Here is a 9,830-nt window from a genome sequence, read left to right as displayed (position 1 = left end):
GTCGCGGGCGACCTCGAGGATCCGCAGCCGCAACGCCTGATACCCCAACCCCGGGCCTCGGGGAGCACGATCTCCACCACCCGCGCGCACTGCTCCAGTTCCAGGCCTTCCAGGGCGGAGTGGAAGATGCCGGCCTTGTGCTCCTCGAGCACCCCGGTGCGCATCGCCTCGCCCAGGGCGGGGACGGCGTCGCGGGCGAAGTAGGCCAGCTCGTGGCGTCGGGCGGCCATGGTCTGCGACCAGCCGAGCCCGGCGGCGGCGATGTGCGGGGCGAACTCGTCGGTGCGGTAGCGGGTGGTGGTGTCGGCGCGGGAGCGGCAGGCCTCCTGGATCGCGCCCAACAGCTGCCAGTCGTAGTGGTTGCGTTGCCGGGCGATCGCGCGCATCCACGCCGCCGCGTCCTGCCCGACCAGTCCAGACGGGTCGACCGCGGCGAGGGCGGCACCGAGCTCGACCCCGGGGGTGACCCCGTCGAAGGGGTCACCGCCGGGGGTCTCGGTCTCCAGCACCGCGGTCATGACTCGAATACTAGTTCGAAGGTCCGACAGTCACGGCCGGAACGAGAAAGCCGACGACGCATCGTCGGGAAGGGCAGGCCCGGCCGGGACCGGACCTGCCCCCGAGGGGTCAGGACCCCTTGACGTTGACGATCTGGCGCAGCGTGTGCCGGACCTCCACGAGGTCCGCGGCGTCGGCCATCACGACGTCCACGTCCTTGTAGGCGCCCGGGATCTCGTCGAGGAACGCCTCGGAGTCCCGGTACTCGATCCCCGCCATCGCCTCCCGGAGCTGCTCGACGGTGAAGGTCTTCCGGGCCTTCGTCCGCGAGTACGCGCGGCCGGCGCCGTGCGGCGAGCTGGTGAGGCTGAGCTCGTCGCCCTTGCCGGTCACGACGTAGGACGCCGTGCCCATCGAGCCGGGGATGAGGCCGGGACGGCCCTGCTCGGCGTTGATGGCGCCCTTGCGGGACACCCAGACCTTCTCGCCGAAGTGGGTCTCCTGCTCGGTGTAGTTGTGGTGGCAGTTGATGCGTTCCTGCTCCTCGACCGGCTCGCCGACGAATTCACCGGTCTGGCGCACCACCCGGTCCATCATCTCCTCGCGGTTGAGGAGCGCGAAGCGCTGGGCCCACCGCAGCTCGCGGATGTAGGCCCAGAACTCGTCGGTGCCCTCGACGAGGTAGGCGAGGTCGCGGTCGGGCAGCTCGATCCACCAGCGGGTCACGGCGTCCTGCGCGACCTTGATGTGCCGCTGCGCGATCTTGTTGCCCACGCCGCGGGACCCGGAGTGCAGGAACAGCCACACCCGGTCGAGCTCGTCGACCGTCACCTCGATGAAGTGGTTGCCGGAGCCGAGGCTGCCGAGCTGGAGGGCCCAGTCCTTCTTGTAGGACGCCGGGTCGAGCCGCGCCTTCTCCGCGAGCTCCGTCAGCTCCTGCACGCGCGGCTCCGCGGTCTCGACGATCGTGCGGTTCTGCTGGCCCGCGTTCAGCGGGACCGCCCGCTCGATCGCCTCCCGCAGGGGCTGCAGGGAGCCCTTCGCGACGAGCCGGTCGCGGGTGAACTGGGTCCGCACCGCCGCCATGCCGCAGCCGATGTCCACGCCCACCGCCGCCGGGATGATCGCCCGCCGGGTGGGGATCACGGAGCCGACCGTGGCGCCGCGGCCGAGGTGCGCGTCGGGCATCAGGGCGATGTGCGGGAAGACGAAGGGGAGGGTCGACGCCGTCTCCGCCTGCTCGCGTGCCCTGTCGTCGAGGATCGACGCCCAGTTCACCAGGCGCTCGTTGATCCGCTCCATGTGTGTCCCCCTCACGTGACGGCCGAACTGTAGGAAGCCGCCGCCCGTTCGCGCGCCGCAATTAGCGGGCCGGCTTGTCCGAAAGCGCACCCACGCCCCGCGGGCCCGACCTAGCGTGCGGAGACCGACGAGGAACGGGAGCAGCGATGACGCAGGCGTTCGACGCCGCCACGGGGGCGATGCAGGGCGGGGCCGCGCAGCTGTCGTCGGCCGGGAGCCGGCTGGGAGCGGCCGGGGGAGAGGCGTCGGGGGCGGCGGCGTCGGCCTCGGGCGGGGTCAACGGCGGCGCGCTCGCGGGGGCGCTCGGGGCCCTCGGTGCCGAGCTGGCCGCGAAGGCGCAGGAGCTGGCGGCCGCGGTCGAGGCGTCGTCGGCGGCCGTCACCGCGGCGGCGGCGAACTACCAGTCGTCCGACGCTGCCGCGGGCCGCCGTCTCGACGGCACGCTCTAGAGGCGCGCCCCCGCGTCGGCGGCCGCCGCGTAGATGCCCAGCACGCCCGCGAGCAGGGGGAGGACGGCCACCGCGGCGGTGGTCTCGAGCCGGCCGAGGAGCCGCTGGGTGCGGGGCCGGTGCCACCAGGCGACGACGCCGTCGGCCCCCGCGGCCGCGGCCCGCAGCGCCCCGCCGAGCCCCACGAGCAGGCCGACCGCCGCCACCGCGGCCGCCACCACGACGGCCCGCGACCCCGGCCCACCGGTGAGCGCCAGCGCCCATCCCACCCCCGCGAGGCCGACGACGCCCGCCCCGACCGCCGAGGCCGACTCCATGACGAACACCGACCGCCGCGCCCGCAGCAGGGCCGCGACCGACACGGCCGCACAGAAGCCGAGGACGATGCCCCCGCCCGCCGCCGACGTCGCGAGGACCCACAGGCCCGCACCCGCCGCGACCCCGCCCGCGAGGGCCGCCGCGTCGAGCGTGCGCCGGGTGGCCGCCGCGTGCTCCACGAGCTCCGGGTCGTCGGTCGGGTCGGTCCAGGTGCGGCTGCGGGTCACCAGCCAGGGCAGGGCGAGCAGCAGCCCGAGCCACAGGGTCAGCACCACGGCGATCGCCCGCGGCGCGGCCAGGACCCCGCCGGCGACCAGCGCGGACGGCAGCGCCACCCCGCCGCCGAGCGTCCCCGCCGCGGCCCACCACGCCCCGCGTTCGCCCACCGCGAGCCAGGCGAGCCCGGCGCCCAGGGCCAGCCCGGCCCCGGCCAGCGTCAGCACCAACGCGGTCCCGCCGCCGGTCACCAGCCCGCCGGCGACGCCCGCGCCCACCCACGCGCTCAGCGAGGCCAGCCCGGCCCCGAGGGTCGGCAGGTCGGGGGCCGGCTCCTCGTCGAGGCGCACCGTCGGGCGGCTCCGTCGCTGCACGACCGCCCCCGCGAGCAGCATCAGCGCGAGCGCGAGGGGCACCAGCGGCCCGCCGGGCAGCGCGAGCGACAGCCCGGCCGCCACCCCCGTCACCACGACGAGCAGCGCGGTCACCAGCACGGCCGCCCGCCGCACCGTCCAGCGGGAGACCTGCGCGGCGCCCTCGGCGAGCGCGACGAGGCCGTCGTCCACCGGCTGCGCCGGGCGCGGCATCGGCCACGGCCCGAGGTGCAGCACGTCGCCGTCGCGCACCCCGGCCGTCTCCAGCGACACCCCCGGCGGCAGCGGGCCCGCGCCGGTGCGGTGCAGGTACCACGGCCGCCCGTCGGCGCCACGCACCAGCGGTGCCCCGGGCAGCAGCCGCCCGGCGAGCTCGTCGACCACCTCGGCGACGCTCGCGCCGGCGGGCAGCGCGGCGTCCACCGCGCCCTCGGGTCCCCGGACCCGCACGGTGCACCAGGTGCCCTCACCGGCCGGCAGCTCCCGCGCACCCGTGTCCGGGCTGCCGGTCGCGGGGACGGGCTGACGGGCCATGGCCATGAACGACATCCTGGTCCACCGACCCCCGCGCGGGGGGCCGGTTCGGCCGACTCCCCGGCCCGTCCGCCTGGCCGACCCGCCCGCGTCGGGCGGCGGGGGCCCGACCGCCCCGTGGACGTACGCGCTGGTCCCGCTGCTCGGCAGCGGCGGCATCCTCGTGTTCGCGATCGTGAACCGGAACCCGGTCTACTTCCTCGCGGGCGGGATCTTCGTCCTCGGCGCCCTCGGCATGGGCCTGATGATGATCCTGCAGACCCGCGGGCGATCGGCGGAGCAGGGCACCGATACGCGCCTGCGCTACGGCGCGCACCTCGCCGAGGTGCGCGCAGCGCTGCGCTCCGCCGGCGAGGACCAGCGCCGCGTGGCCGAGGAGCAGCACCCCGACCCGCCGCTGCTGCTCGGCTTCCCCGAGCGCGCGGAGCGGCTGTGGGAACGCCGGCCCGACGACCCCGACTTCGGCTGGCTGCGTGTCGGCCGCGCCCGGGTGCCGGGCATCGCGGCGCCCGAGCTGCCCGACGCCCGTCCCGACGAGCCCCGCGACCCCGGCACCGAGGCGGCCGCCCGCCGGCTGGTGGAGCGTCTCGGACCCGTGCCCGAGGTGCCGGTGGCGGTCCCGGTGCGCGGGGCGGTGGCCGTCGTCGGCGACCCGGCCCGCGCCCGGGCGCTCGTCCGCGCGATGGTCGCCCAGCTCGCCGCGCTGCACGCCCCCGACGACGTGCGGCTCGCGATCTGCTGTCCCGACGAGGCCGCCCGCGCGGCCTGGGAGTGGGCGAAGTGGCTCCCGCACGCCCGCCACCCCTCCGGCGGCGGCCCGGACGGCACCGGGCTGATGGTCGCGGAGGACCCGCCCGCGCTCCTGCGGCTGCTCGCCGCCGAGCTCGACCGGCGCCGCCGCGGCGCCCGCCCCGGGACCGTCCCGACGACCGCCGGGCCCGCCCTGGTGGTCGTCGTCGACGGGCCCCTCCCCGTGCCCGACCCGCTGGGGGAGCTGGCCGGGCTGGGCGTCGGGACGGTGCACGTCCTCACCGACCCGCTCGACCGTCCCGCGCACACGGACGTCACGGTGCACGTGGGGTCCGACGCCGCGATCGAGGTGCGGCGCGGCCGCGACGGCAGCCCGCCCGCGCACCTCGCTGCGCTGACGACCCTCGACCGGCTCGTGCCCGACGTCCTGGGCCTCGCCGAGGCCGAGACCCTCGCCCGGCGGCTGACCCCGCTGCGGCTCTCCCGCCGTGCGGGGCGCACCGCGCTCGCCGAGGTGAGCGGGCTCGCCGACCTGCTCGGGGTGGACGACGTCGCGGTGCTCGACCCGGCGCGGACGTGGGCGCGACGCTCCGAGCAGGAGCTGCTGCGGGTGCCGCTGGGCGTCGACGCCGACGGCGTGCCCGTGGAGCTCGACCTCAAGGAGTCGGCGCTCTCGGGCATGGGCCCGCACGGGCTCGTCGTCGGCGCGACCGGCTCGGGGAAGTCCGAGCTGCTGCGGACGCTCGTCACGGGCCTCGTCGCGACCCACCCGCCCGACGACCTCGCCCTCGTCCTGGTCGACTACAAGGGGGGCGCCACCTTCGCCGGGATGGCGGGCCTGCCGCACCTGGCCGGGTCGATCACCGACCTGGAGGACGACCCGGAGACCGTCGAGCGCTTCGGCGACGCGCTGCGCTCGGAGCTGCGCCGCCGCGAGCAGCTGCTGCGCGACGCGGGCCTCACCGGCATCCGCGAGCACCGCCGCCTGCGGCTCTCGGGCGGGGGGACCGCCGAGGCGCCCCTGCCGCACCTGCTCGTCATCGTCGACGAGTTCTCCGAGCTGCTCGCCGCCCAGCCCGACTTCATCGACCTGTTCGTGCAGGTCGGGCGCGTCGGCCGCTCGCTCGGCGTGCATCTGCTGCTCGCCACGCAGCGCCTCGAGGAGGGGCGGCTGCGCGGGCTCGACTCCCACCTGTCCTACCGCCTCGCCCTGCGCACCTTCTCGGCCGCCGAGAGCCGCACCGTCATCGGCAACTCCGACGCCTTCGACCTCCCGCCGGTGCCCGGCTCGGCCTACCTCAAGGTCGACACCAGCGTGTACCGGCGGCTGCGGGTCGCGACGGTGTCCGCGCCCTACGTCGAGCCGTCGACCACCCGCACGGCGCGGCCCCGGGCGCGGGTGTTCCGGGCGTTCGACGGGCGCGGTGGCGCCGACGACGACGCCGCGATGCCGGCCCTCGGGCTCGACCTGTCCGACCCCGGGCGGCGCTCGACCCTCGACGTCGTCGTCGACCGGCTGGCGACGGCGGCCCCCGCGGTCCACCAGGTCTGGCTCCCGCCGCTGCCCGCGGCGCTCCCGCTCTCGGCCGTGCTCGCGCGGCCCGCGCTCACCGCCGGACGGGGCCTGCTCGCGTCACGCCCCGGGCCGCTCGCGATCCCGCTCGGCACCGTCGACCGCCCCGACCGGCAGGCCCGGGAGCCGCTGGTGGTCGACCTGTCCGGGCCGGGCGGGCACCTCGGGATCGTCGGGGCGCCCCGCACCGGGAAGAGCACCGCGCTGCGCACCCTCGTCACGGCCGCGGCGCTGACCCACACCCCCGACGAGCTCAGCGTCTACGCGATCGACCTCGGCGGCGGCTCCCTCGCGGCGCTCGAGGCGTGGCCGCACGTCGGCGGGGTCGCGGGCCGGCACCGCCCCGAGGTGGTGCGCCGGCTGGTCGCGCAGCTCGAGACGCTGGTGGGCGAGCGGGAGCGGTGGTTCGCCGAGCACGGCCTCGAGTCGGTGGAGCGGCTGCGCCGGCCCGACGAGCCCGGGGTGGAGGTCGCCGTGGCCGCGGCGCCGGGTCCCGGGACCGACGTGCTGCTGCTGGTCGACGACTGGGCGGCGCTGCGCGCGGAGTTCGAGGACCTCGAGCCGCGGCTCACCGCGCTCGCGACCCGCGGCCTCGGCTACGGCCTGCACCTCGTCGTCGCCGCGGGCCGCTGGTGGGACATGCGCCCGGCGTTGCGCGACGCGCTGGGCACCCGCATCGAGCTGCGCCTCGGCGACTCGGCCGACTCCGTCATCGACCGCCGCGCCGCCCGCACCGTGCCCGCGACGCCGGGGCGCGCCCTCGTCGGTGCCGGGTTCCGCGCCCAGCTCGCCCTGCCGGTGCTCACCGACGGGGCCGGGCGCACCGAGGACGCCGCGACCACCGCCCGGCGGGTCGCGGCCGCGTGGGCGGGCGACGGGGCGCCGCCGGTCCGGATGCTGCCGTCGCTGGTGCCGCTCGCCGACCTGCCCGCGGGGACGATCGGGCTACGGGAGCACGACCTCGCGCCGCTGCCGCTCGACCTGCTCGGCGGGCGCGACCCGCACCTGCTGGTGCTCGGCGACCCCGGGTCGGGGCGCACCGCGGCGCTGCGCGCGGTGGTCGCGGCGCTGTGCGCGGCGCACCCGCCCGAGGAGCTGCGGGTGCTGGTGGTCGACTACCGCCGCACCCTTCTCGACGCCGTCCCGCCCGAGCACCTCTCGGTGTACCTGGGGTCGGCCCCGGCCGCCGAGCGGACGCTGCCGGTGGCGGCGGAGAAGATGGCCGCGCGGCTGCCCGGGCCCGAGGTCACGCCCGCCCGGCTGCGCGCGCGGGCCTGGTGGGAGGGGCCGCACATGCTCGTCGTGGTGGACGACCACGACCTCGTCGCGACCCCCGGCGGCGACCCGCTCACCGCCCTGCTCGACCTGCTCCCGCAGGGCCGCGACATCGGGCTGCACGTGGTGCTCGCGCGCTCGGCGGCCGGGGCCGCGGGCGGGATGCTGCAGCCGGTGCCGCGGCGGCTGCGCGAGCTGGGCGGCCCAGGCCTGCTGCTCTCCGGGCCGCGCGAGGAGGGCGCGCTGCTGCACGGGGTGCGGGCGACGGACCTGCCCGCCGGCCGCGCGCAGTACGTGACGCGGCGGGCCGACCCGCAGCTCGTGCAGGTGGGGTGGGTGCCGGAGGCCGACGGCTGACCCCCCGGCCCCGGCCCGCCGGAGCGAGCGGGCCGCTCGCGCGCGTAGAAGCAGCGGACGTGCCGTTCGCTCCCTCGGCTACACCTGGAACGACTGCGCCGCCGCGCGCTCCACGTCGGTGTAGCCCTGGTTCGCGCCCGCCGTGGCCTGCCCGAGCTGCGCGAGCGCGTCCTGCAGCTCGGCCCAGCCCGCGTCCCACTGCTGCTGCGCCGCGGCGTAGGACTCGCGCGCCGCGCCGTCCCACGTGGAGAGCATGGGGGCGACGTCGGCCCGGAGCTGCTGCATCCGCTGCTCCATCGCCCGGGCGCCGCCCTGGACGTCGGCGACGGCCGTGTCGAGCGCGCCGAAGGAGACCTTGATCCGGTCGGCCATGGTGGTCCTCCTCAGAAGCCGGGAACGGTGACGTCCATGCCCGACCCCGACTGCGTGAGGCGGGCGCTCGCGTCCGCGTCGCTCGAGTCGTAGCCGGTGTGGGCGCGCTGGACGAGACCGGAGATGGTGTCGAGGGCCTGGTTCAACTTCTGGTTCGCGGCCTCGTAGCGGGCGTGCGCGCCGGTGAACGCCGTGTTCCCGTCGCCCATCCACTGGCCCTCGAGCGCGCCGAGCCGGCCGCGCAGGGCGGTCAGCTCGGAGCGGATGTCGGCCACGGTGGCCACCATCCGCGACTGCGTCTGGGCCATCGCGCCCATCGAGACGTCGTACTGCCCCGCCATGTGGGCCCCTCCCGGGTCGGGTTCCGGTCGCGTCCCACCATGACGAAGCCGCCGGCGCCGTGGTGGCGCTTTGACGAAAGCTCTGCCCGGAACTCAGTCCGTCACGACGAGACGCGGACCGGCCGCCAGCAGCGCGAACCAGGGTCGCCCCAGCGGCAGGACCCGGCCGCGGTCGTAGCCCAGCGCACGCAGGGCCTCGTCGTCGGCGACCGGGAACCCGAGCCCGGCGTCGACCAGCACCATGCCCTCGTCGACCTCGCGACCGGCGGGTCGGCGCCCGGGATCGAACTCCGGCGGGGCCAGCAGCGCGCCCCCGCCCGGCGGGACGTGCCACGTCACGCGCACCGGCCGCTCCCCGCCGGCGAGCAGGCGCTCCGGGCCCGCCACGAGCCCGGCGGCGTCGACGGACGCGGCCACCTGCAGCCGGGGCCCCTGCCCGCCGCCCACCACGCACGGGACGACCGGGTCCTCGCGCGCCGGGACGACCGGCGGCTCGCTCGGTACGTCCGGGACGCCGAGCACCGGCCCGGGCGGCAGGCGCAGGACCTCGTCGGGGACCATCGTGCGGGCCGGGGACGGCAGCAGGCGGGCCGTGGTCGCGTCGGCGACCAGCCGCGCCCGGCCGCGGTCGATCACGTACCGCGCTCCCTCGGTGGTGGCGACGACGGGACCGGGCGCCTGGCGCAGCGACAGCACGCCGGCGCGGGGGAGGAGCGCGAGCCACGGGCCCGGGACCTCCCGCACCTGGCCGGGGCTCCAGCCGAGGGTCGGGAGCGCGGCCGGGTCGACGAGGTGCGAGCGGCCGCCCGCCAGCAGCACCGTCTCCGACGTCCCCGACGCGCGGGCGAGGAACCCGGAGTCGGCGGTCGGGGACGCGCGCACCGCACCGGCGTAGGCGGCGACCCGGTCGGGCCCCGTGGCGCAGGCGGCCGGCGGCACCGGGGGACCGAGGGCCGGGGGGACCTGCGGCAGGCCGTCGTCGGGAAGGGCGGTGCCGACCGGCATCGTCAGGACCCGGGCGTGCGGGACGAGCACCGGCCCGCGGCGGCCGCCGGCGAGCATCGCCGCGGTGAGCGACGGCGCCGGCCGCAGCACGCCGTCGATCGCGAGGTAGCGCGCGCCGGACTCCCGGTCGACGACGAGGCTGCCCTCGTCGCGCCACCCGTCGGGCGCGCGGCCGGTGAGGAACGCGGTGGCGGCCGACCCCGCGGCGAGCAGGACCACGACGACGAGGCCTGCGACCAGCGCGGCGTTCGGCCGCCGCGGGACATCCTCGATCGCGAGGGTGTCCCCCCGCACCAGCGCGGCGACGCCCCGGCGGCGCTGGAAGTCCTCGGACTCGATGAGCTCGCGCCTGCCCGCCACGGCCACCGATGCTGACAGTCGATCATGCGCGGCAGGTGCGCTTCGGGAGAACTGCTCGCTGTGGATAAGGTGAGCCTCACCTGACCAGGGGGGCGAGGAGGCGACC

Annotated in this window: 8 protein-coding genes; 2 read left to right on the top strand and 6 right to left on the bottom strand. The window is 77.5% G+C overall.

Annotation, left to right across the window (positions count from 1 at the left end):
- On the bottom strand, positions 1-518 hold a 518-nt coding region (locus ACFPBZ_RS18420; protein WP_378037552.1), incomplete at its 3' end, for a hypothetical protein.
- A gap of 109 nt (positions 519-627) precedes the next feature.
- Positions 628-1,800, bottom strand: coding sequence for an RtcB family protein (locus ACFPBZ_RS18415; protein WP_378037551.1), 1,173 nt, complete (start codon positions 1,798-1,800; stop codon positions 628-630).
- A gap of 146 nt (positions 1,801-1,946) precedes the next feature.
- Here ACFPBZ_RS18415 and ACFPBZ_RS18410 point away from each other — a divergent pair, with 146 nt between their 5' ends.
- The gene (locus ACFPBZ_RS18410; RefSeq protein WP_378037550.1) at positions 1,947-2,249 is read left to right on the top strand and encodes a hypothetical protein; all 303 of its coding nucleotides are present in this window, start codon (positions 1,947-1,949) and stop codon (positions 2,247-2,249) included.
- Here the strand turns inward: ACFPBZ_RS18410 and ACFPBZ_RS18405 are convergent.
- Positions 2,246-3,697 (bottom strand): EsaB/YukD family protein, encoded by a 1,452-nt coding sequence (locus ACFPBZ_RS18405; RefSeq protein WP_378037549.1) that lies wholly within the window; start codon positions 3,695-3,697, stop codon positions 2,246-2,248. The genes ACFPBZ_RS18410 and ACFPBZ_RS18405 overlap by 4 nt on opposite strands.
- Here ACFPBZ_RS18405 and eccCb point away from each other — a divergent pair.
- Entirely contained in the window at positions 3,690-7,646 is a 3,957-nt protein-coding gene (gene eccCb / locus ACFPBZ_RS18400; protein ID WP_378037548.1) for a type VII secretion protein EccCb, read from the top strand. The genes ACFPBZ_RS18405 and eccCb overlap by 8 nt on opposite strands.
- A 78-nt stretch (positions 7,647-7,724) precedes the next feature.
- Here eccCb and ACFPBZ_RS18395 read toward each other — a convergent pair whose 3' ends face one another.
- The 3 genes from ACFPBZ_RS18395 to ACFPBZ_RS18385 form a co-directional block, all read right to left on the bottom strand.
- On the bottom strand, positions 7,725-8,018 hold the full coding sequence (locus ACFPBZ_RS18395) for a WXG100 family type VII secretion target (protein WP_378037547.1): 294 nt from the start codon (positions 8,016-8,018) through the stop codon (positions 7,725-7,727).
- An 11-nt stretch (positions 8,019-8,029) separates the two neighbouring features.
- The gene (locus tag ACFPBZ_RS18390; protein WP_378037546.1) at positions 8,030-8,359 is read right to left on the bottom strand and encodes a WXG100 family type VII secretion target; all 330 of its coding nucleotides are present in this window, start codon (positions 8,357-8,359) and stop codon (positions 8,030-8,032) included.
- A 93-nt stretch (positions 8,360-8,452) separates the two neighbouring features.
- Positions 8,453-9,724 (bottom strand): type VII secretion protein EccB, encoded by a 1,272-nt coding sequence (locus ACFPBZ_RS18385; RefSeq protein WP_378037545.1) that lies wholly within the window; start codon positions 9,722-9,724, stop codon positions 8,453-8,455.
- Positions 9,725-9,830 lie beyond the last annotated feature (106 nt).

This window comes from Actinomycetospora atypica (assembly GCF_042653685.1).
Taxonomy (GTDB): Bacteria; Actinomycetota; Actinomycetes; order Mycobacteriales; family Pseudonocardiaceae; genus Actinomycetospora; species Actinomycetospora atypica.
Note: the sequence above shows the minus strand (reverse complement) of the source record. Positions and strands in the feature narration are given on the sequence as shown.